The 24,474-nt window shown below is 66.3% G+C and carries 23 protein-coding genes; 15 read left to right on the forward strand and 8 right to left on the reverse strand.

The genetic code is table 11. From position 1 onward, the window contains the following. Positions 1 to 76: 76 nt before the first annotated feature. Positions 77 to 1,051, forward strand: coding sequence for a D-2-hydroxyacid dehydrogenase family protein (locus tag QZ471_RS06365; RefSeq protein WP_295461900.1), 975 nt, complete (start codon positions 77 to 79; stop codon positions 1,049 to 1,051). 442 nt (positions 1,052 to 1,493) lie between these two features. Here QZ471_RS06365 and QZ471_RS06370 read toward each other — a convergent pair whose 3' ends face one another. Together QZ471_RS06370 and QZ471_RS06375 are read right to left on the reverse strand one after the other, a co-directional pair. Further along, positions 1,494 to 2,264, reverse strand: a complete 771-nt coding sequence (locus QZ471_RS06370; protein ID WP_295461902.1) for a sulfite exporter TauE/SafE family protein — start codon at positions 2,262 to 2,264, stop codon at positions 1,494 to 1,496. A 101-nt stretch (positions 2,265 to 2,365) separates the two neighbouring features. After that, entirely contained in the window at positions 2,366 to 3,430 is a 1,065-nt protein-coding gene (locus QZ471_RS06375; protein WP_295461904.1) for an SDR family oxidoreductase, read from the reverse strand. A 162-nt stretch (positions 3,431 to 3,592) separates the two neighbouring features. On the opposite strand from QZ471_RS06375, the gene QZ471_RS06380 reads away from it, so the two are divergent. The 4 genes from QZ471_RS06380 (at position 3,593) to QZ471_RS06395 (ending at position 7,835) form a co-directional block, all read left to right on the forward strand. Next, complete coding sequence (locus tag QZ471_RS06380) at positions 3,593 to 4,525, forward strand: LysR family transcriptional regulator (RefSeq protein ID WP_295461906.1); 933 nt, start codon at positions 3,593 to 3,595, stop codon at positions 4,523 to 4,525. A gap of 234 nt (positions 4,526 to 4,759) precedes the next feature. Further along, the gene (locus tag QZ471_RS06385) at positions 4,760 to 5,827 is read left to right on the forward strand and encodes an NAD(P)-dependent alcohol dehydrogenase (RefSeq protein WP_295461908.1); all 1,068 of its coding nucleotides are present in this window, start codon (positions 4,760 to 4,762) and stop codon (positions 5,825 to 5,827) included. 125 nt (positions 5,828 to 5,952) lie between these two features. Further along, complete coding sequence (locus tag QZ471_RS06390; protein ID WP_295461911.1) at positions 5,953 to 6,813, forward strand: neutral zinc metallopeptidase; 861 nt, start codon at positions 5,953 to 5,955, stop codon at positions 6,811 to 6,813. 20 nt (positions 6,814 to 6,833) lie between these two features. Continuing rightward, on the forward strand, positions 6,834 to 7,835 hold the full coding sequence (locus QZ471_RS06395) for an alpha/beta hydrolase (protein WP_295461913.1): 1,002 nt from the start codon (positions 6,834 to 6,836) through the stop codon (positions 7,833 to 7,835). Here QZ471_RS06395 and QZ471_RS06400 read toward each other — a convergent pair. Beyond that, positions 7,815 to 10,016, reverse strand: coding sequence for an ATP-binding protein (locus tag QZ471_RS06400; RefSeq protein WP_295461915.1), 2,202 nt, complete (start codon positions 10,014 to 10,016; stop codon positions 7,815 to 7,817). The two genes, QZ471_RS06395 and QZ471_RS06400, sit on opposite strands and share 21 nt — an antisense overlap. A 91-nt stretch (positions 10,017 to 10,107) precedes the next feature. After that, a complete protein-coding gene (locus QZ471_RS06405; protein ID WP_295461917.1) occupies positions 10,108 to 10,695 on the reverse strand; it encodes an HAD family hydrolase in 588 nt (195 codons plus the stop codon). Between the two features lie 105 nt (positions 10,696 to 10,800). On the opposite strand from QZ471_RS06405, the gene QZ471_RS06410 reads away from it, so the two are divergent. The 6 genes from QZ471_RS06410 to QZ471_RS06435 all read left to right on the forward strand — a co-directional run bounded on the left by QZ471_RS06410 (position 10,801) and on the right by QZ471_RS06435 (position 17,516). Beyond that, a complete protein-coding gene (locus tag QZ471_RS06410; RefSeq protein WP_295461919.1) occupies positions 10,801 to 11,538 on the forward strand; it encodes a haloacid dehalogenase type II in 738 nt (245 codons plus the stop codon). A 213-nt stretch (positions 11,539 to 11,751) separates the two neighbouring features. Continuing rightward, positions 11,752 to 12,378, forward strand: coding sequence for a CatB-related O-acetyltransferase (locus QZ471_RS06415; protein ID WP_295461921.1), 627 nt, complete (start codon positions 11,752 to 11,754; stop codon positions 12,376 to 12,378). A gap of 69 nt (positions 12,379 to 12,447) precedes the next feature. Further along, a complete protein-coding gene (locus QZ471_RS06420) occupies positions 12,448 to 12,720 on the forward strand; it encodes a hypothetical protein (protein ID WP_295461922.1) in 273 nt (90 codons plus the stop codon). A 31-nt stretch (positions 12,721 to 12,751) separates the two neighbouring features. Continuing rightward, the gene (gene tsaA / locus QZ471_RS06425; protein ID WP_295461925.1) at positions 12,752 to 13,447 is read left to right on the forward strand and encodes a tRNA (N6-threonylcarbamoyladenosine(37)-N6)-methyltransferase TrmO; all 696 of its coding nucleotides are present in this window, start codon (positions 12,752 to 12,754) and stop codon (positions 13,445 to 13,447) included. Positions 13,448 to 13,567: 120 nt separating this feature from the next. Then, positions 13,568 to 14,944: a nucleotide 5'-monophosphate nucleosidase PpnN gene (gene ppnN, locus QZ471_RS06430; RefSeq protein WP_295461927.1), complete on the forward strand. Its 1,377-nt coding sequence runs from the start codon at positions 13,568 to 13,570 to the stop codon at positions 14,942 to 14,944. A gap of 352 nt (positions 14,945 to 15,296) precedes the next feature. Then, positions 15,297 to 17,516, forward strand: a complete 2,220-nt coding sequence (locus QZ471_RS06435; protein WP_295461929.1) for a bifunctional diguanylate cyclase/phosphodiesterase — start codon at positions 15,297 to 15,299, stop codon at positions 17,514 to 17,516. Here the strand turns inward: QZ471_RS06435 and QZ471_RS06440 are convergent. Together QZ471_RS06440 and fpr are read right to left on the reverse strand one after the other, a co-directional pair. Continuing rightward, complete coding sequence (locus tag QZ471_RS06440) at positions 17,513 to 18,199, reverse strand: dihydrofolate reductase family protein (RefSeq protein ID WP_295461931.1); 687 nt, start codon at positions 18,197 to 18,199, stop codon at positions 17,513 to 17,515. The two genes, QZ471_RS06435 and QZ471_RS06440, sit on opposite strands and share 4 nt — an antisense overlap. Before the next feature lie 137 nt (positions 18,200 to 18,336). Next, on the reverse strand, positions 18,337 to 19,116 hold the full coding sequence (fpr, locus tag QZ471_RS06445) for a ferredoxin-NADP reductase (RefSeq protein ID WP_059229966.1): 780 nt from the start codon (positions 19,114 to 19,116) through the stop codon (positions 18,337 to 18,339). A 120-nt stretch (positions 19,117 to 19,236) separates the two neighbouring features. Here fpr and QZ471_RS06450 point away from each other — a divergent pair, with 120 nt between their 5' ends. After that, positions 19,237 to 20,169, forward strand: coding sequence for a LysR family transcriptional regulator (locus QZ471_RS06450; protein ID WP_295461933.1), 933 nt, complete (start codon positions 19,237 to 19,239; stop codon positions 20,167 to 20,169). Here QZ471_RS06450 and QZ471_RS06455 read toward each other — a convergent pair whose 3' ends face one another. Beyond that, positions 20,170 to 20,607 carry a DUF4345 family protein gene (locus tag QZ471_RS06455; RefSeq protein ID WP_295461935.1) on the reverse strand — a complete coding sequence of 146 codons (438 nt, stop codon included), beginning with the start codon at positions 20,605 to 20,607 and terminating at the stop codon, positions 20,170 to 20,172. It abuts the gene before it with no gap. A 198-nt stretch (positions 20,608 to 20,805) separates the two neighbouring features. Here QZ471_RS06455 and pdxY point away from each other — a divergent pair, with 198 nt between their 5' ends. Beyond that, the gene (gene pdxY / locus QZ471_RS06460; RefSeq protein WP_295461937.1) at positions 20,806 to 21,696 is read left to right on the forward strand and encodes a pyridoxal kinase PdxY; all 891 of its coding nucleotides are present in this window, start codon (positions 20,806 to 20,808) and stop codon (positions 21,694 to 21,696) included. A gap of 559 nt (positions 21,697 to 22,255) precedes the next feature. Here pdxY and dksA read toward each other — a convergent pair. After that, positions 22,256 to 22,660 carry an RNA polymerase-binding protein DksA gene (gene dksA, locus QZ471_RS06465; protein ID WP_295461939.1) on the reverse strand — a complete coding sequence of 135 codons (405 nt, stop codon included), beginning with the start codon at positions 22,658 to 22,660 and terminating at the stop codon, positions 22,256 to 22,258. Between the two features lie 192 nt (positions 22,661 to 22,852). Between dksA and QZ471_RS06470 the strand changes: the two genes are divergently transcribed. Together QZ471_RS06470 and ltnD are read left to right on the forward strand one after the other, a co-directional pair. Beyond that, positions 22,853 to 23,557 carry a FadR/GntR family transcriptional regulator gene (locus QZ471_RS06470; protein WP_295461941.1) on the forward strand — a complete coding sequence of 235 codons (705 nt, stop codon included), beginning with the start codon at positions 22,853 to 22,855 and terminating at the stop codon, positions 23,555 to 23,557. Positions 23,558 to 23,577: 20 nt separating this feature from the next. Further along, positions 23,578 to 24,471: an L-threonate dehydrogenase gene (ltnD, locus tag QZ471_RS06475; protein WP_295461943.1), complete on the forward strand. Its 894-nt coding sequence runs from the start codon at positions 23,578 to 23,580 to the stop codon at positions 24,469 to 24,471. Positions 24,472 to 24,474: the final 3 nt, after the last annotated feature.

Here is a 24,474-nt window from a genome sequence, read left to right on the forward strand (position 1 = left end):
CACCACCCGCCTCATGCTTGTCGGACGACCCCGCAGGTGCTCCACTGGCAGCTCAGAACAACAACCGGAGCCCGCCATGCATATCGTCATCCCCGACGACTACCAGCACGTCGTCGAAACCCTGGACTGCTATCCCCTGCTCCAGCGCGCCGGGCACCAGGTGACGCTCTACCACGACGCCGAGCGCGACCCCAGGGTGCTGGTGGAGCGCTTCCGCGATGCCGATGCCCTGGTGCTGACCCGCGAGCGCACCCGCATCGACGCCGAGCTGCTGGCGCACCTGCCCCGCCTCAAGCTGATCAGCCAGACCGGCAAGGCCACCGCCCACCTCGATGTGGCGGCCTGCACCCACCGCGGGATAGCGGTCTGCGAAGGCAGCGGTTCGCCGGTCTCCACCGCCGAGCTGACCTGGACGCTGATCCTCATGGCCCGCCGCAAGCTCAAGCCGGCCATCGATGCCCTCTATGCCGGGCGCTGGCAGGTCAATCTCGGCGAACGGCTGGACGGGCAGATCCTCGGCATCTGGGGCTACGGCAAGATCGGCCAGCGCCTGGCGCGCTATGGCCAGGCCTTCGGCATGCCGGTGCTGGTCTGGGGCAGCGAAGCCTCGCGCGCCCGCGCCGAAGCCGACGGCCATCGCGCGGCGGCGAGCCAGGAGGCCTTCTTCACCGAGGCCGACGTCATCAGCCTGCACCTGAGATACAGCGAGCGCAGCCGCGGCTGCGTACGCGCCGAGGACCTGGCGCGGATGAAGAAGAGCGCCCTGCTGGTGAACACCGCCCGCGCCGGCCTGATCGAACCCGGCGCGCTGCTCACCGCCCTGGAACTGGGCCATCCCGGCCAGGCGGCCCTGGACGTCTTCGAGCAGGAACCCGTGGCCCCGGACGATCCCCTGCTCGCCCACCCGCAGGTACTCTGCAGCCCGCACCTGGGCTATGTGGAAAAGCACAGCTACGAACTCTATTTCGGCGAGGCCTTCGCCAACCTGGTGGGCTTCTTCAGCGGCGAACCGACCGGGCTGGCCAATCCGGAGGTGTTGGGCAAGGGATAAGGCTTGTCTAGGTTGGGCTGAGTAACGAAGTCCAACGCGAGATGCCTGGTCCTGTTGGGCTTCGGCGATGGAGCCGTCTCCGCCCAACCTCCAGCCAATACTCTCGTACCACCGCGAAAAGTGGTGAATTCATCCGCGGCGCCAAGTCGCCCTCCGGAGGAATTGATAATCGCGGCCATGGGCCGCTCCTACAGCCTCCGCTATAACCCTAGGAGCAACTGTCTTATCGCTGTAGGGATACATCACGTAGCGTGGAAAACGGCGCAGCCTTTTCCACTGGAGACGTCGTGGCAAGAGGCGCCCTCACCCCAACCCTCTCCCGAGGTAAGAGGGGCTATCCGAGCAGGCGTCAAGTTCCATCAACCACGGCAAGATCAGGTTAAACCGGCGTGCCTCCTCCTGTAGGAGCGGTCGCTACGGCGCACCGGCATAGCCGCGATAGCTACCCCGCCAGATACCGTCCGATCAGCGTCACACCCGACACCAGCACCAGCCAGGTCACCAGCCGGGTGAAGCGCTCCCGCGACAGGCGGCGCTGCAGGTGGCGACCGATCCAGCCGCCGAGCAGCATGGCTGGCAAGAGGCAGACGGCGAGCAAAATCAGGCTGCCATCGCTGTAGGCCCCGGCGATCAGCAGCAGGGCGATGCGGATGGAGGCGCTGCAGCCGATGAGGAAGCTCTGGGTGCCGCGGATGGCGTTCTTGTCCTGCAGGCGGCCATTGAGATAGAGCGCATAGAGGAAGCCGCCGCTGCCGAACAGGGCGCCGCACAGGCCACCCACGCCACCGGCGGGAATCGACCAGGCCGGCGCCAGTTGGCGAAAGCCCCTGGGCGACAGCAGGCTGTACGTCGAGTAGGCCACCACGAACAACCCGAGCCAGAGCATCAGCAGCCGCGCATCGGTACGCATCAGCAAATAGGTACCCAGCGCCGCGCCCAGGAGCAGCATGGGCAGCAGCCGCCTGAGTTCGCGCCCGGCGATGGCGCGGCGATCCGGCAGCCAGTTATGGAAGGAAGCGAGGAAATCCAGCATCACCAGCAGGGGCACGATGCGCGACAGGGGCATCCAGCTGGTGAGCAGCGGGCCAGCGACCAGGGCGCTGCCGAAGCCGGCAACGCCAAAGATCAGATAGGCCAGGACCACGATGGCTTCGATGAACAGCCAGTCGAGCGGGCTGAAGGCGGGAATCAGAGCGGCGAGGGTTTCGAGCATGGGGCGCATCCTGCGACAAGATGCCGCATTCTGCGCCCCGGCTGCCCCCTATGAAAACCGCCGGCCGCCCGCCTTCACGGCGACCGGCGCTCCAGAGCGGTTCAGGGAATCAGGCGCTGGGCCCGCAGCCGGGTGAAGAGGTCGAGGAAGCTCGCCCGGGTGTCGCGATAGCCGAAGAAGCCCAGGTCGCGGCTCTTGGTCATGTCGTTGAGGCACTCGAGCTCACGCCCCAGGTCGGCGTCGCTGTGCCACCAGGAGGCGAGCTTGTCGACGTCGTGCTCCACCAGGCCGTGTTCCTCGGCCAGTTTGCGCCACTGCGCCGGGGCTGTGTCCTTCATTCGCGCTTCCAACGGCATGGGCTGCTCAGGATAGGGCGCCGGCTCCAGCTCGAAGAAGGCGGCGATCTCACCCCACAGCCAGCGCCAGCGGAAGACGTCGCCATTGACGGTGTTGAACGCCTGGTTGCGCGCCGCTGGCGCCAGGGCGGCCCATTCCAGCTGCTCGGCCAGCAGGCCGGCATCGGTGACGTCGGTGAGGCTGTCCCACTGGGTACGGGAACCGGGGAAGACGAAGGGCTGGCCGGTGGCCTTGCACAGGGAGGCGTAGACCGCCAGGGTCAGGCCCATGTTCATGGCGTTGGTGCCCTTGGCCTGGCCGATCATGCTGTGGGAGCGGTGCACGCTCCAGCCGAAGCCGTGGCGCTCGGCGGCGGCGAAGAGGATGTCTTCCAGGGTGTAGTAGAAGTTGGCACCGGGCTGGCGCGGTTCGCTTTCGCGGAAGGGGGTCTCCGCCTTGCCGCTGCCGTATTCCTCGAAGGAACCCAGGTAGTGCTTGGTGCCGGTGACCAGCGCCAGGTGCTGCAGCGGCGCGCCTTCCAGGGCCTGGCAGAGGTTGTCCATCATGGCGCCATTGGCCTCGACGTTTTCCTTCTCGGTGGCACGGCGGGTCCAGGTACAGAAGAACACATGGCTGATCGGCAGACCGGCCAGGGCTTTGCGAGTGGCGTCGGCATCCAGCAGATCGGCGGCGACCGGGATGACGCCTTCCTGCTCCACCGGCTTGCGCGCCAGCCCGTAGACGGTCCAACCCGAGGCGACCAGGGTGTGGGCCAGGTTGTAGCCGGAAATGCCGGTCACGCCGACGATGAGAGCGGTGCCTTTACGCATGGAACCTCCAATAGGGATGAAAGAGTGCCTGCGGTTACAGGCGCTGTAGATAAGGGAGTGCTTTGGCTCTGACTTGATTCCAGCCTATTGGAGAATTAACGGCTTATTCAGGGTATAAATTCCCTTTTTATCGGAAATGAATTCCACAATAGGGAGCGCGCCTTGTATTCCTCTGAACGCCTCAAGGGACTCGACGTCTTCGTCACCGTGGCCGATCTCGGCAGCTTCACCGCGGCCGGCGAACGCTTGAATCTCACCGGTTCGGCCATCGGCAAGAGCGTGGCCCGGCTGGAAGAGCGCCTGGGCGTGCGGCTGTTCCAGCGCACCACCCGCCGCCTCACCCTCACCGAGGCCGGCGCCAGTTTCTACCGCACCTGCACCGGGGTGCTGGCCGAGCTGGAACAGGCCGAACTGGGACTGACCGCGCAGGACGGCGAACCCCACGGCCGGGTGCGCATCGACCTGCCCGCGGCCTATGGTCGCCTGCACGTGCTGCCGTTGATCCTGGACCTGCTGCATCGCTATCCGCTGCTGCAACCCGATCTGTCACTGTCAGATCGCTTCGTCGATCCCGTCCACGAGGGCATCGACATCCTGGTGCGCATCGGTGGCTCAGATGCCTGGCCGGCCAGCCTGGGCCACCGCTACCTGGGCACCCAGCGCCAGGTGTTCTGCGCTGCCCCCGCCTATCTCGCCCGCCATGGCCGGCCGCGCCATCCCGCCGAACTCGTCGACCACCACTGCATCGGCTTCCGCCAGGCCGACAGCCTGGTCAGCCCCTGGCACCTCAAGGGCGCGCAGCCGGGCGAGGTCGAGCGCTGGGTGTTCCAGCCCCGGCTGGTGGTGGGCGACGGCGAAGGCGAGGTCCTGGCGACGCTGGCCGGGCACGGTATTGCCCAGTTGCCGACCTGGCTGATCGCCGAGCACCTGGCCAGTGGCGCCCTGGTGGACGTCTTGCCCGACTTCGCCGTCGACGGCCTGCCGATCAACCTGGTGTGGCCACGCGCCCGGGAGACCCTGCCCAAGGTGCGCCTGCTGCTCGACCACCTGGCCAGCCGCCTGATCGCCACGGTGGCGCCCGCGATTTCGCGCTGAGGTTCTCAGCTTGGCGAGCGCCCAAGACCGGCCTTCGGCGCACGGGAACACCGGCGCCAGCCCCCAGTCGTAAAACGTCGTACCTGAGCAGTCGCCAGGTTCCATCGATACGCGGCATGACGAGTATCGAGACGATCGATTGGTCCCGCGGGGCTCGGCTCCGCAGGATTACCGGTTCGCTATTCGGCCAGGCCAGTCTGGCCGCCCCGTTCCACCATCCAGATGAGGTATTCCATGAGCCAAGCCAAAGGCTACGCTGCCCAGTCCGCCGACCAACCCCTGGCGCCCTACTCCTTCGAGCGGCGCGAACCCGGCGCCCATGACGTGCAGATCGACATCCTCTTCTGCGGCGTCTGCCATTCGGACCTGCACACCGCCCGCAACGAGTGGAACAACACGCTGTACCCGTCCGTACCGGGCCACGAGATCGTCGGCAAGGTCACCGCGGTCGGTGCCCACGTGAAGAACTTCAAGGTCGGCGACACCGTCGGCGTCGGCTGCATGGTCGACAGCTGCCAGCACTGCGCCCCCTGTGACGCCGGTGAGGAGTCCTACTGCGAGAACGGCTTCACCGGCACCTACAACGGCAACCTCTATGGCGGCGCCGAAAACACCCAGGGCGGCTATTCCGACCACATCGTGGTCAACGAGAAGTTCGTGCTCAAGGTGAGCCACACCGAGAACCTGGCCGCGGTGGCCCCGCTGCTGTGCGCCGGTATCACCACCTACTCGCCGCTGGCCCACTGGAAGGTCGGCCCGGGCAAGAAGGTCGGCATCGTCGGCCTGGGCGGCCTCGGCCACATGGGCGTGAAGATCGCCCACGCCATGGGTGCCCACGTGGTGCTCTTCACCACCAGCGCCGGCAAGAAGGACGACGCCCTGCGCCTGGGCGCCGACGAGGTGGTGGTGTCGAAGAACGAAGACGAGATGGCCGCCCACGCCGGCAGCTTCGACTTCATCCTCAATACCGTGGCCGCGCCGCACAACCTGGATGCCTTCCTCACCCTGCTGAAGTGGGACGGCACCATGACCCTGGTCGGCATACCCGACGAGCCGCACCCCGCGCCCAGCGTGTTCAACCTGGTGATGAAGCGCCGCCAGTTGGCCGGTTCGCTCATCGGTGGCATCCGCGAGACCCAGGAGATGCTGGACTTCTGCGCCAAGCACGGCATCGTCTCGGACATCGAGCAGATCGCCATCCACGACATCAACCAAGCCTATGAGCGCATGCTCAAGAGCGATGTGAAGTACCGCTTCGTGATCGACATGCAGAGCCTCAAGCAGGGCCAGACCGCGGCCTGATCCGCGTTCGTCGCCCGCTCCACAACGCCCGCGCCCGTCGCGGGCGTTGTCATTTCCGGTAACGCATTTTCGCTGCGCTTCGCGGTCCTAGCGTTGACGACAATCAAGAGCAAGGGGCGGCCGCCATGCAATGGGACAAGGGACAACGTAGCGACAACGTGGAGCAGGCCAGCGGCGGACGCGGCCTGAAGATCGGCGGTGGCCTGGGCCTCGGCGGTGTGGCCCTGGTGGTGGTGTTCGGTCTGCTCAGCGGCCAAAGCCCGACGCAGATCCTCGGCACCCTGATCAGCCTCAGCGGCCAGAGCGCGCCGAGCCAGCAACAGACCACCGCCCCGGCCGACAACCGCCAGGTGGACTTCGTCCGCGTGGTGCTGGGCGAGACCGAAAATACCTGGACGCGCATCTTCCAGGCCCACGGCGAGCAGTACCAGCCGCCCAAGCTAGTGCTGTTCAATGGCCAGGTGCAATCCGGCTGCGGCGGCGCCACCGCGGCCAGTGGTCCCTTCTATTGCCCGGTGGACGGCAAGGTCTATCTGGACCTGACCTTCTTCCAGGAATTGCAGCAACGCTTCGGCGCCGACGGCGACTTCGCCCGCGCCTATGTCATCGCCCACGAGGTCGGCCACCATGTGCAGAACCTCACCGGCACCACCAGCAAAATGGAGGCGGCGCGGCGCCGTGGCATCCCCACCGAAGGTGCCACGGGGCTGTCGGTACGCCTGGAACTGCAGGCCGACTGCTATGCCGGGGTCTGGGCCAACGATGCCCAGCAGCGGCTGAACTGGCTGGACCCGGGTGACCTGGAGAAGGCCTTGAACGCTGCCAACGCCATCGGTGATGATCGCCTGCAACGCCAGGCCCAGGGGCGCGTGGTGCCGGATTCCTTCACCCATGGCAGCTCGGCGCAACGGGTGAAGTGGTTCCGCACCGGCTTCGACAGTGGCAAGGTGGAGAGCTGCAACACCTTCGCTACGCAGGCGCTCTGACCTGCCCCGGGAGTCCGTCGATGCGTCGCCTGTTCGCGCTGTGCCTGGTCCTGCTCTGCGGCTCCACCCTGGCGGCGCCCCACGCCGGCGTCGCCCGCATCGTCGACGACCGTCTGCCGATCGGCTCGGCGCAGGCCGCGCTCCAGCTATCGACCGACTGGAATAGACCCCACCCGGAAATCCATCGCGCCCTGGTGATCGTGCATGGCCGACTGCGCAATGCCGCCACCTACTTCCGCTCCGGGCAGAACGCCACCCAGGCCGCGGGTGCCAGCGCCGACACCCTGGTGATCGCCCCGCAGTTTCTCAACGAACAGGACGTCGAGCGCCATCAGTTGCCGGATGACCTGCTGCGCTGGCAAGGCAACGCCTGGATGGGCGGCGAACCCGCCCTCGGGCCGCAGCCACTGAGCAGCTTCGCGGTGTTCGACGCCCTCCTCGCCCGCCTGGCGGATCGTCGCCTGCTGCCCAATCTGCAGGAGGTGGTGATCGCCGGTCACTCCGGCGGCGGCCAGGTGGTGCAGCGCTACGCCGTGCTCGGCCAGGGCGAGAAGCCGCTGGCGGCCAGCGGCATCCGCCTAAGATTCGTGATCGCCAATCCCTCGTCCTATGCCTACTTCGACGCCAGCCGGCCCGACGCCCAGGGACGTCCCGCGCCCTTCACCGGCGCCGCCAGTTGCCCGGATTTCGATACCTGGAAGTACGGCATGCAGGGATTGCCGGCCTATGCCGAGGGACGCGACGCCGCGGCGCTGGAACGTCACTACGCCCAGCAGACCATCACCTATCTGCTCGGCGCCGAAGACACCAACCCCAATCATCCAGCGCTGGACAAGAGTTGCGCTGCCGAGGCCCAGGGGCCGTATCGCCTGGCGCGAGGGCTGAACTACTACCATTACCTGCAGGGCCGCCATCCAGGCCTGACCCAGCGCCTGGTCGAAGTCCCGGGTGTGGGGCATGACGGCGACGCCATCTTCACCTCGCCGGCGGGACGTCAGGCGCTATTCGGCTCCGGCCGTTGACCGACATTCATTCAGCAGCCCCCGGACCTTGACGACGAAGGCCTCCAGGGAGAAGGGCTTGGCCAGCAGCGCCATGCCCGCGGTCACGAAGGTGGACTGCAGCTCGATATCCTTCGCGTAGCCGGTGATGAAGAGCACCGGCAACCGGGGGCACAAGGCACGGACGGCACTGACCAAGGCCTGGCCACTGTCTCCCGGCAAACCCAGGTCGGTGATCAACAGATCGAAGGCCTCGCCTTCACTCACCCGCGCCAAGGCCGGTTCGGCTGCGGAGACCGCGCAGCACGGCCAGTTCAACTCGGCGAACAACTGGACCAACAGACTGCGAATGACCGCATCGTCCTCCACCAGCAACACCCGGACAGCGACCAGATCCTGCACCACGCTCGCCGCCCGGGCGAGGGCCACCGGCGCTGGCGGTGTCGCCCCGTGATAGCGCGGCAGGTAGAGGCTCACCCGACACCCCTGGCCCGGCGCACTGGCCATCGTCACATGGCCCCGCGACTGCTGGGCGAAGCCATAGATCATCGACAGCCCCAGGCCTGAGCCCTGGCCCACCGGCTTGGTGGTGAAGAAGGGTTCGAACGCGCGCTCCAGCACCTCGGGCGCCATCCCCTCGCCGCTATCGACCACCTCGATCAGCAGATAGTCACCCGCGGTCAGGGGACCCTGGCTGGTCGGCTGCGTCCAGTTGCGCGCGCTGATGGTCAGGATGCCTCCCCCAGGCATCGCATCCCGGCCATTGATGGCCAGGTTCAACAGGGCATTTTCCAGCTGGTTGGGATCGGCATCCGCTTGCCAGAGACCTTCGTCCAGGAGCAACTGGCAGTGAATCCGTGGCCCCAGACTGCGCAGCAAGATTTCCTGGAAGTTGCCGATCAACCCAGCGACATCGATCGCCTGGGGATTGAGCGTCTGCCGACGGGAAAAGGCCAGCAGGCGGTGGGTAAGACTGGCGCCGCGCCCCACCGACTGAATGGCGGTATCCAGTAGCCCAGTGACCTCCTTGAGCACCTGCGGTGGTAGTTTGCGAGCGACCAGATCCAGGCTGGCCTGAATGCCCGCCAGCAGATTGTTGAAGTCGTGGGCGATGCCACCGGTGAGCTGGCCCACCGCCTCCATCTTCTGCGCCTGGCGCAGCAACGCCTCGGCCTGGGCGCGGCTTTGCATCTCTTCGCGCAACTGCTGGTTGGCCGCCTCCAGCTCCGCGGTGCGAAGCTGCACCTGCAGTTCCAGGGTATCGTGCTGACGGCGCAAGGCCTGCTCGGCCTGGCAGCGGTCGTGGATGTCCTCGGTGGTGCCGTACCAGCGGATCACCGCGCCGTTCAGGTCATGCCGGGGATAGGCTCGGGACCGCATCCAGCGGTAACTGCCATCGGCTAGGCACACGCGATGCTCGTGATCGAACGGCTGCCCCGCGAGCAGCGCCTCCCGCCAGCACGCCTGGACCGCAGCCCGGTCCCGGGGGTGCATGACCTCCCAGATGTTGGAGGCGTCGAGTTCGGCGCGCCCGGTGAGCCGGTGCCAGCGCGAGGACAGGACGATGTTGCGGCCGTCGCTGTCGCAGGTCCAGGTGTACTGGGGATTGAGCTCCACCAGATGCCGGTAGTGGTCTTCGCTGTCACGCAGACGCCGCTCGGCATCGTGCCGCTCGATGGCCAGGGCGGCGGTTTCGGTCACCAGGCGAAAGGCGTTCTGCTCGGCCGCCGTTGGCCGGCGCGGTGTGTCGAAATAATTGGAGAAGGTACCCAGGAGACGGCCGTCCAATGCCAGGATCGGCATCGACCAGCAGGCCCGCAAGCCATGGGCCAAGGCCAGCTCGCGAAAGTCGTTCCACAGCGGATCCTGGGCGATGTCCTCGACATAGACCGCTTCCCGGCGATGGGCGGCGGTGCCGCAGGAGCCGATACCATCGCCGATCGCCACCCGTCCCAGCGCGCCGCTGTAGGACGCCGGCAGGGTCGGTGCGATGCCATCGCCCAACGAACGCCCTTGCTCGTCCAACAGCAGGATGCAGGCATGCAAGGGCACCTGGGCCAGCTTTTCGAAGCGCTCCATGAAGGCATACAGCACCGCAGCCAGGGGCTCGCCGGTGGCCAGGCTTTCCAGCGTTTGCCGTTCATAGTGACGAACGTCGCTGGCGACCAGCCCAGCGGCCAAATCCGTGGCGCGAGAATTCATGGAGCGAACCCGAAGATGAGCGAATTGCCATCATAGGCTCGGCAGCCGACCTTTAGTACAGAGGCAGTAACCAAACGGGCGCTTTAGAGCCTCAAAGCGCCTGCAACAACGCCGCGCAGTCGTCGAAATGCAGGTCGCGCACCGCTGCCCAGCGGTCGTCCGGACTGTTCACCTGGATCGTCCAGCTGCCCGCGGCGCGGCCACACTCCAGGTCATAGCCGTGATCGCCCACCATCACCAATTGGGTGGGCGTCACCTGCCAGAACTCGGCCAGCTGCAGCAGGCCACCCGGATCGGGCTTGGGCGCCGCCTCATCACGGCCGAGCACGGCGGCGGGATCGAAGCAGTCTTCCAGGCCGATGGCGGCCAGGGTCAGCAGCGCCAGGTCGCGGGCATTGCGCGTGAGAATGCCCAGCCGGCAGCCGCGCCCGTGCAGGCTGCGCACCAGGTCGATCGCACCCGGCGCCGGGCGGGCAGCCACCGCCAGCTCGCGCTCGTGCTCGAACAGCCAGGCATGCTTGGCTTCCCGCTCGGTGGCGGGCAGATCGGCCAGGTGATGGAGGATGTCGGCCTGTTCGGGGATGCCGAGGTGGCGGCGGATGGCGGCGAAGTCGTGCACGGCCAGGGTCAGGGTGCCGTCCAGGTCGAACACCCAGTGGCTGCGTTGGCGCAATGTCATCGGCAGTATCCTGCAGGGAAAAAGAGTGACCTCCGGGCGCACGGGGGGAACCCTCGTCCCGCACGCTCCGTCTGGTGGAAACAACCACCTGCAGGAGTCTACCCAATGACGACGACCGTTCGTGCGCTGCTTTTCGATGTCTTCGGCACCGTGGTGGACTGGCGCGGCAGCCTGGTCGACCAGTTGCAGGGACTCTCGGCCAAGCACGGCGTGCAGGCCGACTGGGGCGCCCTGGCCGACGCCTGGCGCGCCGAGGCCTACGAGGCCATCCTGCCGCAGATCGAGGCCCGTACCCTGCCCTGGCTGCCCCTCGACGAGGTCCATCGGCTGGCGCTGGACGAGTTGCTGCCGCGCCACGGCCTGGCCGGGCTCACCGAGGCCGAGGTGACCTGGATCAACCGCCGCTGGCATCAGCTGGCACCCTGGCCCGATGCGGTGCCGGGGCTGCAGCGCCTGCGCCAGGGCTATCCGGTCTGCGCCCTGTCCAACGGCAACGTCAGCCTGCTGCTGGACATGGCCCGCCACGCCGGGCTGCCCTGGGACATGCTGTTCGGCGCCGATCTGTTCCGGCGCTACAAGCCGGCGGCGGAGGTCTACCTCGGCGCCTGCGCCCTGCTCGATCTGCAACCCGAACAGGTAATGCTCTGCGCCGCCCACAATGGTGACCTGCAGGCCGCCAAGGAGTTGGGGCTGGCCACTGCCTTCATCCAGCGACCCCGGGAAAGGGGACTTGCCGGTGGTGAGGTCTCCCAGGGCGACTGGGACCTGGAGGCCAGCGACCTGCAGGATCTGGCCGACCAGCTCGGCCTACCCGCCAGCGCTGCCGAGGACCTTAGGTTCTGAACGAAAAGTCGGCGAGCGACGGTCAGGCGAGGCGAAAAAGGCTGAGGAAGCGCAGTTTACGAGTGGTAAATGAGCATTCCGAATGCCTTTTTGCAACGAAGCATCACCGAGCGCAGACACTTTTCGTACAGAACCTGGCGAGGTCTGAGATCGATTGAGGGGTACCCGAGCGCTCTGTATCCTCGCCGATACTTTTTTCACCAGGGCGCTCCCATGGGTTTTCTCGACCGACTCCGCAAGAAACGCGAGCGCAAGGCCATCAAGGCCTTGCCGAAGCTCCATCAGCGCACCACCCGGCTTCGCAACGCCCTGCCGAACTACGAAATCGGCGCCGGAACCTACGGCATGCCCGAGGTCTCGGACCTGCAGGAAGGCTCCACCCTCAGAATCGGCTGCTACACCTCCATCGCCAGCGGCGTGCAGATCCTGCTCGGCGGCCTGCACCGGCTGGACTGGGTGACCACCTACCCCTTCCCCGCCTTCGTCGACGACCTGGCCCACATCTCCGACTACGGCGGTACCCGCGGCGATGTGGTGATCGGCAGCGACTGCTGGATCTGCACCAATGCCCTGCTGCTCTCCGGGGTCACCATCGGCCATGGCGCGGTGGTGGCCGCCGGCGCGGTAGTGACCCGGGACGTACCGCCCTATGCGGTGGTGGGCGGCAATCCGGCGCGTTTCATCAAATGGCGCTTCCCCGAGGAGATCCGCGCGGCGCTGCTCGACATCGCCTGGTGGGACTGGCCGGAGGCCGACATCCTCGCCGCCGGCAGGCAACTCTGCAGCGGCGACATCGAAGGCTTCATCGCCTACGCCCGGGCGCACCATCCGGCGCCCTGAGCCCATCCAGTCGGAACTTGGTATCCAGTGCAGGGCTCAGCTTTAATAGTCATTCTATTCAAGGTGCCTATGGAAGCGCTTGATCTGCTGCAATGGCCAGCCATGGCCATCACCCTGCTCGCCGCCTGGCTGGTAGCCTCTCAGCGCCAGGGCCGGCGCAACCTGGGCTTCTGGGTCTTCCTGCTGAGCAATGGCCTGTGGATCGCCTGGGGCCTGCAAGCCGAGGCCTATGCCCTGATCGTGCTGCAACTGGGCCTGGCGGCCATGAACCTGCGTGGCGTGCGACGCAATGCCGGCGGCCCCGCTGCCACCTCCCTCGCCGAGGGCTCAGGGCAGGCATAATGGTCGGCCCTGCGTCAGACGACCCTCCGCCATGCCGTACAGCGTCTCCCCCATCGGCCACGTCCGCTCCTGCTTCAAGGAGAAATTCGCCATCCCCCGACAGCCTGCCCTGGCCCCGGCCGCCCGCGGCGTGCTGGAACTGCTGCCACCCTTCGACCGCCCGGAGGCGGTCCAGGGCCTGGAGCAGGTGAGCCACGTCTGGCTGCTGTTCCTCTTCCACCAGACGCTGGAAAGCGAACCTCGACTGCGCGTGCGTCCGCCGCGACTGGGCGGCAATAGATACCTGGGAGTGTTCGCCACCCGCGCCACCCACAGGCCCAATGGCATCGGCCAGTCGGTGGTGCGCCTGGACGGCATCGAACCCGGGCGCCTGTTGCTGTCGGGCATCGATCTGCTCGACGGCACCCCGGTGCTCGACATCAAGCCCTATGTGCCCTACGCCGACAGCCCAGCGGGCGCCTTCAACGCCATCGCCGAGGCGCCGCCGCCGGCCCTGGCGGTGAGCTGGGCGGATGCGGCGCGCGTCCAGGCGGACGTCCAGGGCCAGCGCCTGGGCGAGCCCCTGATCGCGCTGATCGAGCAATGCCTGGCCCAGGACCCGCGCCCGGCCTATCAGGCGCCCGCGCCCGAGCGACGCTATGGGGTGCGCCTCTGGGATGTGGAGGTGCACTGGCACTATCCGACCGCGAACCAGATCCACGTTCTGGACGTGACCGCTGCGTCTTGAGGCCAACCGGTTTGCATTCCGCGACGCGAGGCCCCAACAATGGGGCTGCCGGATCGCATGAGGCGATCCGCACGCGGCTACGGTCGCCGTTCGACCGTATCACCGATTAGGGAAACATCTATGGCTCCAAGCAGACAGGTCATCAACGCTCAGGTCAGCCCCAAGGGCAGCCTGGAGACCCTTTCCCAGCGCGAGGTCCAGCAGCTCAGCGCCGCCGGCTCGGGCAACCTCTACCAACTCTTCCGCCAGTGCGCCCTGGCCATCCTCAATACCGGCGCCCATAGCGACAACGCCAAGACCATCCTCGAGGCCTATCAGGATTTCGAGATCCTCATCCACCAGCAGGATCGCGGTGTGCGCCTGGAACTGATCAACGCCCCGGCCGACGCCTTCGTCGACGGCGAGATGATCGCCAGCACCCGCGAGATGCTGTTCAGCGCCCTGAGGGACATCGTCTACACCGAGAGCGAACAGAGCAGCCTGCGCATCGATCTGGACAGCTCCGAGGGCATCACCGACTACGTCTTCCACCTGCTGCGCAACGCCCGTACCCTGCGCGCCGGCGTCGAGCCGAAGATGGTGGTCTGCTGGGGTGGCCACTCCATCAGCACCGAGGAATACAAGTACACCAAGAAGGTCGGCCACGAACTGGGCCTGCGCAGCCTGGACATCTGCACCGGCTGCGGTCCGGGCGTGATGAAAGGCCCGATGAAGGGCGCCACCATCGCCCACGCCAAGCAGCGTATCCAGGGCGGGCGCTACCTGGGCCTCACCGAGCCGGGCATCATCGCCGCCGAGGCGCCCAACCCCATCGTCAACGAACTGGTGATCCTGCCGGACATCGAGAAGCGCCTGGAGGCCTTCGTCCGCGTCGGCCACGGCATCATCATCTTCCCCGGTGGCGCCGGCACGGCGGAGGAATTCCTCTACCTGCTGGGCATCCTGATGCACCCGGACAACAGAGACATCCCCTTCCCGGTGGTGCTCACCGGGCCGCAAAGCGCCGCACCCTACCTGGAACAGCTGCACGCCTTCATCGGCGCCACCCTGGGCGAGGCCGCCCAGCGCCACTACCAGATCGTGGTCAACGATCCGGCCGAGGTGGCCCGGCAGATGGCCCAGGGGCTCAAGGCGGTCAAGCAGTTCCGCCGCGAGCGCCACGATGCCTTCCACTTCAACTGGTTGCTGCGCATCGAGGAAGGCTTCCAGCGGCCCTTCGACCCCACTCACGCCAACATGGCCGCGCTGGAACTGACCCATGCCCTGCCGCCCCACGAGCTGGCCGCCAATCTGCGTCGGGCCTTCTCCGGCATCGTCGCCGGCAACGTCAAGGCCAAGGGCATCCAGCTGATCGAGGAGCATGGTCCCTACGAGATCAATGGCGATCCCGCCATCATGGGCCCGCTGGACCAGTTGCTGCAGGCCTTCGTCGAGCAGCACCGCATGAAGCTCCCTGGCGGCGCGGCCTATGAGCCCTGCTATCGCGTGGTGAGCTGAATCCTTTCACGCCGGCCTTTTCGGCCGGTTTCTCTCCTAGATGACCGTTGGTCCAGGCCATTGATCGACGAACGGTCACTTTGCTAGCCAGGTGATATCAGTAAGTCGCTAGCTAGCTATCTAGAGCGCTTCGATTTGGCCTGTCAGTCATCGTTTTCGCGCACCTGCCGCTCGAAAAAAAACCTCGCGCGCTAACTGCCGAGGTCCGAGCTAAAGCCCCTCTTCACCGAGCCGATAGGGCAAGGCAAGCTAAACTCAAAGCGGTGGCTGACGTGCTGAACGCTGACCGGGGCGGAGATCCCGCCGGAACGGCTTCACCCCGTCACGCCGGATTTCCTGCCGAGGCAACGGAATGAACAACTGGCTGGGACTCGACTTCCTCGTCGCCCCTCTCGCCCATGACCAGGTGCACCTGCACGGCCAGCACAATGTCTGGCTGGTGGCGCTCGCCTATCTGGTGGCCGTCAGTGCCTGCTACGTCACCCTGGTGTTCGCCGAGCGTATCGGCCAGACCCGTACCCTGTCGCGGCAGCGGGCCTGGAGCCTGATGGGCGCTCTGAGCTTCGGCTTCGGCGTCTGGGGCATGCACTTCATTGCCATGCTGGCCTTCACCGTGCCCACCCAGGTGCGCTACGACCTCCTGATCACCCTGGCCTCGCTGCTGATCGTGGTGCTGGCCGGGCTCATGGCCATGCCGGCCCTGAGCCAGCCCGACCTCAGTCTCGGCCAGCGCCTCAAGGCCGGCGTGGTGCTGAGCGTGGGCATCGTGCTCATGCACTACACCGGCATGACCGCCGTGCACACCCACGCGGTGGTGCTCTATCGTCCGGGCCCCTTCCTGCTGTCGATCGCCATCGCCGTGGGCGCCAGCTTCGCCGCACTGCAGCTGATGCAGATCTTTCGCCGCCACTACACCGGCATCTATCGCTGGCTGCGCATGGCCACCGCCCTGGTCATGGGCCTGGCCATCGCCGCCATGCACTTCACCGGCATGTGGTCCATGGTACTGATCGCGCCGGCCGAGACCGACAACGCCCTGCAGGGTGCCAGCAATTCCTGGCAGCTCGGGGTAGGCATCGCCATCATCGCCCTGCTGCTGGTGGTGGGCGGCCTCGGCGCGGCCTGGGCGGATCGTCAGTTGCAGCGCAAGGAAAACGACCTGGAGCGGGTCAACTCCCTGGTCGGCCAGCTCGATGAAGCCCGCGCCTCGCTGCAACAGGCGGCGCACTACGATCCCCTCACCGATCTGCACAACCGCCGCGCCTTCAACCAGGCCTTCGCCGAGATCCTCGAGCGCCACGCCCAGCAGGGTCGCAGCCTGGCGGTGATGTTCCTCGACATCGATCACTTCAAGCGCATCAACGACAGCCTCGGCCACGACGCCGGCGACCAGTTGCTGGTGGCCATGGCCAAGATCATTCGCGACGCGGTGCGCGAAGGCGATCTGGTCGCGCGCTTCGGCGGTGATGAATTCTGCATCCTGGCCAGTCTCGGCAGCCCCGACGAGGCACGTCACCTGGCCCAGCGCATCCTCGAGCGGCTACGCAACCCGATCACCATCGGCAGCCGGACCCTGGTGATGACCACCAGCATCGGCATCAGTCTCTATCCCCGCGACGGCGGTTGCTGCGAGGAATTGCTCAAGAGCGCCGATCTGGCGCTCTATCTGTCCAAGGGCAATGGCCGCAATACCTTCAGCTTCTTCGACGAGACCCTGCGCGAGAAGATCTCGCTGCAGCTGGAGCTGGAAGCCGAACTGCGCGAGGCCCTGGTCGAGGAACGCGGCCTGCAGCTCTACTACCAGCCGATCCTCGACGTCGCCAGCGGTCAGCTGGACAAGGCCGAGGCGCTGATCCGCTGGGATCACCCCCGCCTCGGTATGCTGACGCCGAACGTCTTCCTCGGCGTCGCCGAGGCCAATGGCTTCATCGAGGAGCTGGATGCCTGGGTGCTCAAGCGCGCTTGCCGCGACCTGGCCGAACTGACCGCCGCGGGCCTGACGAATCTGCGTATCGCGGTGAACTGCTCGGCCCTGAGCCTAAGCAACGAAGCCTTGCCCAGCCAGATCGCCTGGCGCCTGGACGACCACCGGCTGTCGCCGCGACGTCTGGAGCTGGAGGTCACCGAGAATGCCCTGGTCAAGAACGTGCAACCCACAGCCGAATTGCTGCAACGCATCCGCGACCTGGGCGTGACCGTTTCCATCGACGACTTCGGCACCGGCTACTCGTCACTGGCCTATCTCAAGCGGCTGCCCATCGACACCGTGAAGATCGAGCGCTCCTTCGTCACCGGACTCACCGAGGGCAATGCCGACCACCAGATCGTCCAGGCCATCATTGGCATGGCTCGGCCGCTCAAGCTGAAGGTCACCGCCGAGGGCGTCGAACACCTGGAGCAACTCCGCCTGCTGTGCGCCCTGGGCTGCGACTTCATCCAGGGCTACCACATCAGCCGGCCGGTGCCCCTGAACCAGGTGTCCGAGGTGATCGCCCGCTATGCCAATGGGGTCTGTCCGCAGCAGGCCCAGCTCGACGCCAATGCCCTGGCCCTGGCCAAGGCGCTGGGTTAGCGGCGGCGATAACGCAGCCAGACGCTGCCATCTTCCTGGGCGTCGGCCGAATCCAGCTTGAGGTAGAGCGGCTGCTGCCAGGACTGCTCGGCGATCTCGAAAGACGCCGGGTGGGCGCCGCGGCCATCCACCAGCGGGATGATCAGCACGCTGATTTCATCCACCAGCCCGGCGGCGACGAAGGAGCCGCTGACGTGGGGCCCGCCCTCCACCACCAGTCGCTCGATGCCCAGCTCGGTGTTCAGCAGTTCCAACACGGCGGCCAGGTCCAGCTCATTCTTGCCGCCGAAGACATAGGAAGCGCCGATATTCTGCAGGTGCGCCAGGTAGTCGTCGCTCACCCCTTCGCTGAGCACCGCCACCACATGGGAATCCAGGGCCTCGTTCTTTTTCCAGGCGACCTTGCCCTGGGGATCGATGGCGATGGCGTACTTGGCGGCATCGCGCCTGGCGAAATGGTGGGTGCGGGGGATGGGCGCCTGGGCGACACCGGTGGGATAGCCCTCGCCATGGGCGATCTCTTCCATGGTCACCCGGCCACAGGCCCAGGCATCGAACTTGAAACGCTCGGCCAGGCGCTCGTAGGTTTCATCGGCCTGCTTCTTGAGCGGCCGCTCCCAACCATCGGTGAGGGCATGACCGTCGACCGACGACATCATATGGCAGATCACATAGGGCTTCATGGGGACTCCTGGCAAGGGCGTGTCGCCATGACACGTCTTGCAGGAACCGACCGGCCCGGCGCCCGGGGAGTTCAGCCCGGACTTGGCGGAAAACGAAAAACCCGCCGGAGGGCGGGTTTTCGTGGAGCCTGGCGGCGTTACTTCTCGACGAAGGCACGCTCGATCAGGTAGTCGCCCGGATCGCCCATGCGCGGGGAGATGGTCAGGCCGAATTCGTTCAGCACGGCGCTGGTCTCGTCCAGCATGCTCGGGCTGCCGCAGATCATGGCGCGGTCGTCCTGCGGATTGATCGGCGGCAGGCCGATGTCCGCGAACAGCTTGCCGCTGCGCATCAGATCGGTCTGGCGACCCTGGTTGCGGAATTCCTCGCGGGTGACCAGGGGATAGTAGATCAGCTTCTCGCGCACCAGATCGCCGATGAATTCGTGCTCGGGCAGGGTCTTGGTGATGAAGTCGGCGTAGGCCAGTTCGTTCACGTAGCGCACGCCGTGGACCAGGATCACCTTCTCGAAGCGCTCATAGGTCTCTGGATCCTGGATGGTGCTCAGGAAGGGCGCCATGCCGGTGCCGGTGCTCAGCAGATAGAGATGCTTGGCGGGCTTGAGGTCGCTGAGGATCAGGGTGCCGGTGGGCTTGCGGCTGACCATCAGGTTGTCGCCTTCCTTGAGGTGCTGCAGGCGCGAGGTCAGGGGGCCGTCCGGCACCTTGATGCTGAAGAACTCCAGGTGCTCTTCGTAGTTCGGGCTGGCGATGCTGTAGGCACGCATCAGCGGGCGACCGCCTTCGGTTTCCAGGCCGATCATCACGAACTGACCATTCTCGAAACGCAGGCCCGGGTTACGGGTGGTCTTGAAGCTGAACAGGGTGTCGTTCCAGTGATGAACGCTCAGGACGCGCTCGGTGTACAGGTTGCTCATCGATGACTCCAGGAAAAATCGGTACAGCCCGGGGCTGGATAGAAATTGCGCGACAGTTTATAGAGGGGGAAAATATCCGTGAAATGAATAATTCGAATATCGATTATCCAAAAGGCAGATATGCGATTTACGTTACGTCAACTCGAGGTATTCGTCGCCGTGGCCCGCCAGGAAAGCGTTTCCCGGGCGGCCGAAGCGCTCAATCTGTCGCAGTCCGCCACCAGTACCGCCCTGGGCGAACTGGAGCGGCAGTTCGACTGCCGGGTATTCGACCGCGCGGGAAAGCGTTTGACGCTCAATGCCCTGGGTCGGCAGTTGCTGCCCAAGGCGGTGGCCCTGCTCGACCGCAGCGCCGAGGTGGAAAACCTGCTGCGCGGCAAGACCGGTTTCGGCTCCCTGGAGCTGGGCGCCACCCTGACCATCGGCAACTACCTGGCCACCCTGCTGCTGGGCGACTTCATGCAGCGCCACCCCGACTGCCGGGTGCGGCTGCACGTACACAACACCGCCAGCGTGGTGCAGCGGGTCGCCAACCATGACATCGACCTCGGCCTGATCGAAGGCGACTGCCAGAATCCGGATCTGGAGGTGCAGCCCTGGATCGAGGACGAACTGGTGGTGTTCTGCGCCCCGGCCCATGCCCTCGCCAACGGTACGGCCACCCAGGCCGAGCTGGAAGCCCAGGCCTGGATCCTGCGCGAACAGGGCTCGGGTACCCGCCTGACCTTCGACCAGGCCATGCGGCATCACGCCCAGCCGCTGGACGTGCGCCTGGAGCTGGAGCACACCGAGGCCATCCTGCGGGCAGTGGAGTCGGGACTGGGCATCGGCTGCCTGTCACGCCTGGCGCTGAGAGACGCCTTCGCTCGCGGCACCCTGGTACCCATCGCCACGCCCACCCTGGATCTGCGCCGGCAGTTCTGCTTCATCTGGCACAAGCAGAAGTACCAGACCGGGGCCATGGTCGAATTCCTCGACCTCTGCCGGCAGTTGACCCTGGGCCTGAGCCGTAGCGATCAGATCGACACCGCGCGGCCCCGGCCCTTGAGCTGATCACTGGCCCTGGTAAATCCGCCGATTCTCCAGCTCCCGCTGCTCGTGGCGGCGGTGGGCACGCAGGGCCAGCAAGGCCAGGATGCCGATCAACAGGCGATAGCCCTGGGAGTAGAGATCCAGCTCGGCGGTGGCCGACTCGCCCAGTACGCCACTGATCAGCCGCACCACGAACAGCGTCAGCTGCACGAAGGCCACCAGCAGCAGGCCGGCCGACAGCCACTCGGCCCGGCGAAAGGCCAGCACGGCGAACAGCGCCAGGGCGAACTGCATGCCGCCATACCAGACCCGCGCCTCGGCCACCGAGGCCGAATCCATCAGCACCATGCCGCGGGCGTTGGCCATCTCGTAGGGATAGAACCAGTGCGCCAGGGCGAGTCCAAACCAGACCAGGGCCTGCAGACCCAACACCAGACGTGCGAAGCGAAGCTCGGACATTCCCCGTTTCTCCTTGGGGCCGTGAGTGGATGACAGCCGCTCCAGTGTAGCCAGCCAGACAGCCGCGTGTCGGTAGCGGTCCGCACTGCCGATGCAGACCGCCGCGGGTGGGTTAGGGTTCGCCGGAAGCGCTGGGGTAAGCTGCAGGCATTCCCCCCTTCGGCTCCTGACCACGAGCCCGCCATTCGAGAGATCGCCATGCCTGCCGCCCTGCCCGCCCAGCCGCCGCTGGTGTTGTCCATCCAGTCCCATGTCGCCTACGGCCATGTCGGCAATGCCGCCGCCACCCTGCCGCTGCAGTTGCTCGGCTTGCAGCCGGTGGTGGTCAACACGGTGCAGTTCTCCAACCATACCGGTTACGGCGAATTCAAGGGCCAGGTCTTTCCGCCCGAACACATCCACGACGTACTCGACGGCCTGCGTGCCCGCGGCGTGCTGGAGCGCTGCGTGGCGGTACTCTCTGGCTACCTGGGCGACGCCGCCATCGGCGAGGTGATCCTCGGCGTGGTGCAGGAGATCCGCCGTCAGCGCGGCGATCTGCAATACCTCTGCGATCCGGTGATGGGCGACGTCGGCCGCGGCATCTTCGTCCGCCCCGGCATCCCCGACTTCCTACGCCGCCGCGCCATCGAACAGGCCAGCCTGATCACCCCCAACCAGTACGAATTCGAGCTGCTGCATGGCCAGCCACTGGTCGACACCGCCGATGCCGTGAGTGCCGCCCGGCTGCTGCTCGGTCGCCCCGGCCAGCCGGGACCGGCGACCATCGTCATCACCAGCTTGCGCACTCCCGACCTGCCTGCCGACGTCCTCAGCACCCTGGTGGTGGAGGCGAACGACGCCTGGCTGGTGCAGACGCCCTACCTGGATCTGCAGCCGCTGCCCAATGGCATGGGCGACGTCTTCTCCGCCGTGCTGCTGGGCCAGTTGCTCAACGGCCAGTGCACGCCAGCCGCGGCGTCCCATGCGGTCAGCGCCCTCTACGCCCTGGTCGCCCGCACCGGCCCCGGCAGTCGCGACCTGCCGCTGATCGCGGCGCGCGAGCAGATCGTGCGACCGGGCGAGCTGTTCGAAGCGCAGCGGCTTTAGTGAGTTAGGTTGAACCTAGCGAGGCCCAACAGCCCCGCTAGGTTTATCGCGGTCACAGCGTTCCGCCGATGCGGCCGCTCTGGCTTGGACTATCGCGGTCATGGGCCGCTCCTACAGGGTGTGATGCTGCTGTAGGAGCGGTCGCTACGGCGCCCCGGCATGGCCGCGATAATGTGGGCAGGCAGTTGCTCCGACAAAGAGCATTACCCCTGTAGGAGCGGCCGCATCGACGGACCGCCATAACCGCAATTCCTTGGGCGGGAGGTTGGGCTTCGTTGCGCTCGCCCAACCTCAGATACAACCCTGCCTACGTGGAAAACGCTGCGCGGTTTTCCACCCTACGCCTGCTCCAGCACCCCCCTCCACACCATACCGACCCCTCTCCCCCCCGGGAGAGGACTAGGGTGAGGGAAAACCCTTCACGCCGGAGCCACAGCCCGCGTGGAAAACGCTGCGCGGTTTTCCACCCTACGCCTGCTCCAGAGTCCCCCTCCACACCATACCGCCCCCTCTCCCTGCGGGAGAGGGTTGGGGTGAGGGAAGCCCAAGCGCGCAGTCCTCACGACGACTGCATATGCCGCTCACGCTGCTCCTGGCGCTCCTTGGCCTCCACGCTCAGGGTCGCGGTAGGTCTTAGCAGCAAGCGCGCCAGACCTATGGGTTCGCCGGTTTCCTCGCACCAGCCGTACTCATCGCGGGCCAGGCGCTCCAGGGCTTCATCGATCTTGTCCAGCAGCTTCTTCTCGCGCTCCAGCTGGCGCAGTTGCCACTGGCGTTGCTGTTCGGCATTGCCGACGTCGGCCGGATCACCATGGGCGTCCATGCCGCGCAAGTCCTGCACCTGCTCGTCGATCAGCCGCTGCAGATCCGTTCTCTGAGCGAGCAACAGCCCGCGAAAGAAGGCGCGTTGAGCCTCGTTCATGTAGGCCGACTCGGGTTGGGCCAGGAGTTCTTCGGGGGTCATGGGACGGCTCTCCAATAGCAAATGTTATATTATAACACTTCCCACTTGCTCTAGCCTGGCCTTGTCCCCCGCGGAGTCCATCACAAAAATTCCGTAGTGCTTCGACGAAAACCACTACACAAAGCCAAACGCCTGTGAGAAAGTAAAACCACAACCTGTATGACAACCTTACAACCACATAAGCAGGTCTCTATGTTCGCCAAGGTCCCCGCCAATGTCCTGAGCGATAACGTCGCTCAGCAATTGCTGGACAAGATCGAAGCCGGCGTCTTCGCCCCCGGCAGCAAGATCCCCAGCGAAGCCCTGCTCTCCGAAGCCTTCGGCGTGAGCCGCACCGTGGTGCGCGAGGCCATCTCGCGACTGAAGAACGAAGGCGTGCTGCAGCCCCAGCAGGGTCGCGGCATCTTCGTCACCGCTCACGCCACCATTCGTCCGCTACGTATCGACGCCGACGAAGCCAGCCTGCCCGGCAGCGTCTTCCATCTGCTGGCGCTGCGCCGCGCCATCGAGGCCGAGATCGCCTCCGAGGCCGCCATCAACCGCAGCGAAGCCGATCTGGTCGCCATCGATGAGGCCCTGGCAGCCATCGACGAAGACGTCGCCGACGGCCATGACGGGGTACGCGCCGATGTGGCCTTCCATCGCACCATCGCCCAGGCCGCCGGCAACCCCTACTTCATCAAGACCCTGGAATTTGTCAGCCAGTACCTGGAGACGGCCACGCGCATCACCCGCACCAACGAGGCGCGGCGCGAGGACTTCTCCCGCCAGGTGCACGAAGAACACCAGGCCATCGTCGCCGCCATCCGCCTCGGCGATCCCCTGGCCGCCGCCAACGCCGCCCGCCAGCACATCTACAACGCCGCCCGCCGCCTGCGGCAGGCCGGCTTCGCCTGACCTTTTCGGAGAACAACAAGATGCAAGACAACGTCGGTGTCATCGGCCTCGGGGCCATGGGTCTGGGCGTCGCCCGCTCGCTGCTGCGCGCGGGCTTCGCCGTGCATGCCTGCGACGTGCGCGCCAGCGTGCTGGAAGCCTTCGCCAGCGAAGGCGGAGTGGCCTGCACCTCGCCTGCGGCCCTGGCCGACAGCTGCGACATCCTCATCACCGTGGTGGTCAATGCCGAGCAGACCGAAGCCGTGCTGTTCGGTGACGGCGGCGCGGTAGCCGCCCTGCGTCCGGGCAGCCTGGTGATCGCCTGCGCCACCGTGGCCCCGGCCTACGCCGTCGAGCTGGGCGAGCGCCTGGCCGAGCGTGGCATCCTGCTGCTGGACGCCCCGCTCTCCGGCGGCGCAGCCAAGGCCGCCAGCGGCGAAATGACCATGATGACCTCCGGCACCGCCGCCGCCTATGCCAAGGGCGAGGCGGTCCTGGCCGCCATGGCCGGCAAGGTCTATCGCCTGGGCGATGCCCCCGGCCAGGGTTCCAAGGTCAAGATCATCAACCAGCTCTTGGCCGGGGTGCACATCGCCGCTTCCGCCGAGGCCATGGCCCTGGGCCTGCGCGAGGGTGTCGATCCGGACGCCCTCTACGAGGTCATCACCCACAGTGCCGGCAACTCCTGGATGTTCGAGAATCGCGTGCCGCACATCCTCAAGGCCGACTACACGCCGCTGTCCGCGGTGGACATCTTCGTCAAGGACCTGGGCCTGGTGCTGGATACCGCGCGCACCTCGAAATTCCCGCTGCCGCTGTCGGCCACCGCCCACCAGATGTTCATGCAGGCCTCCACCGCCGGCTACGGTCGTGAAGACGACTCGGCGGTGATCAAGATCTTCCCGGGCATCGAGCTGCCCAAGGCCGCGGAGTGATCC

Origin of the sequence: uncultured Pseudomonas sp., assembly GCF_913774235.1 — a bacterium.
Taxonomy (GTDB): Bacteria; Pseudomonadota; Gammaproteobacteria; order Pseudomonadales; family Pseudomonadaceae; genus Chryseomonas.

Bases quoted from the DNA above. Each gene is read 5' to 3' on its own strand.
- QZ471_RS06365 (WP_295461900.1), top strand. From the start codon at position 77: ATGCATATCGTCATCCCCGACGACTACCAGCACGTCGTCGAAACCCTG.
- QZ471_RS06390 (WP_295461911.1), top strand. From the start codon at position 5,953: ATGCAATGGGACAAGGGACAACGTAGCGACAACGTGGAGCAGGCCAGC.
- QZ471_RS06435 (WP_295461929.1), top strand. From the start codon at position 15,297: ATGAACAACTGGCTGGGACTCGACTTCCTCGTCGCCCCTCTCGCCCAT.
- ltnD (WP_295461943.1), top strand. From the start codon at position 23,578: ATGCAAGACAACGTCGGTGTCATCGGCCTCGGGGCCATGGGTCTGGGC.
- pdxY (WP_295461937.1), top strand. From the start codon at position 20,806: ATGCCTGCCGCCCTGCCCGCCCAGCCGCCGCTGGTGTTGTCCATCCAG.
- fpr (WP_059229966.1), bottom strand. From the start codon at position 19,116: ATGAGCAACCTGTACACCGAGCGCGTCCTGAGCGTTCATCACTGGAAC.
- QZ471_RS06405 (WP_295461917.1), bottom strand. From the start codon at position 10,695: ATGACATTGCGCCAACGCAGCCACTGGGTGTTCGACCTGGACGGCACC.
- tsaA (WP_295461925.1), top strand. From the start codon at position 12,752: ATGCCGTACAGCGTCTCCCCCATCGGCCACGTCCGCTCCTGCTTCAAG.
- QZ471_RS06410 (WP_295461919.1), top strand. From the start codon at position 10,801: ATGACGACGACCGTTCGTGCGCTGCTTTTCGATGTCTTCGGCACCGTG.
- QZ471_RS06400 (WP_295461915.1), bottom strand. From the start codon at position 10,016: ATGAATTCTCGCGCCACGGATTTGGCCGCTGGGCTGGTCGCCAGCGAC.
- ppnN (WP_295461927.1), top strand. From the start codon at position 13,568: ATGGCTCCAAGCAGACAGGTCATCAACGCTCAGGTCAGCCCCAAGGGC.
- QZ471_RS06395 (WP_295461913.1), top strand. From the start codon at position 6,834: ATGCGTCGCCTGTTCGCGCTGTGCCTGGTCCTGCTCTGCGGCTCCACC.
- QZ471_RS06415 (WP_295461921.1), top strand. From the start codon at position 11,752: ATGGGTTTTCTCGACCGACTCCGCAAGAAACGCGAGCGCAAGGCCATC.
- QZ471_RS06385 (WP_295461908.1), top strand. From the start codon at position 4,760: ATGAGCCAAGCCAAAGGCTACGCTGCCCAGTCCGCCGACCAACCCCTG.
- QZ471_RS06440 (WP_295461931.1), bottom strand. From the start codon at position 18,199: ATGAAGCCCTATGTGATCTGCCATATGATGTCGTCGGTCGACGGTCAT.
- QZ471_RS06420 (WP_295461922.1), top strand. From the start codon at position 12,448: ATGGAAGCGCTTGATCTGCTGCAATGGCCAGCCATGGCCATCACCCTG.
- dksA (WP_295461939.1), bottom strand. From the start codon at position 22,660: ATGACCCCCGAAGAACTCCTGGCCCAACCCGAGTCGGCCTACATGAAC.
- QZ471_RS06375 (WP_295461904.1), bottom strand. From the start codon at position 3,430: ATGCGTAAAGGCACCGCTCTCATCGTCGGCGTGACCGGCATTTCCGGC.
- QZ471_RS06450 (WP_295461933.1), top strand. From the start codon at position 19,237: ATGCGATTTACGTTACGTCAACTCGAGGTATTCGTCGCCGTGGCCCGC.
- QZ471_RS06370 (WP_295461902.1), bottom strand. From the start codon at position 2,264: ATGCTCGAAACCCTCGCCGCTCTGATTCCCGCCTTCAGCCCGCTCGAC.
- QZ471_RS06470 (WP_295461941.1), top strand. From the start codon at position 22,853: ATGTTCGCCAAGGTCCCCGCCAATGTCCTGAGCGATAACGTCGCTCAG.
- QZ471_RS06455 (WP_295461935.1), bottom strand. From the start codon at position 20,607: ATGTCCGAGCTTCGCTTCGCACGTCTGGTGTTGGGTCTGCAGGCCCTG.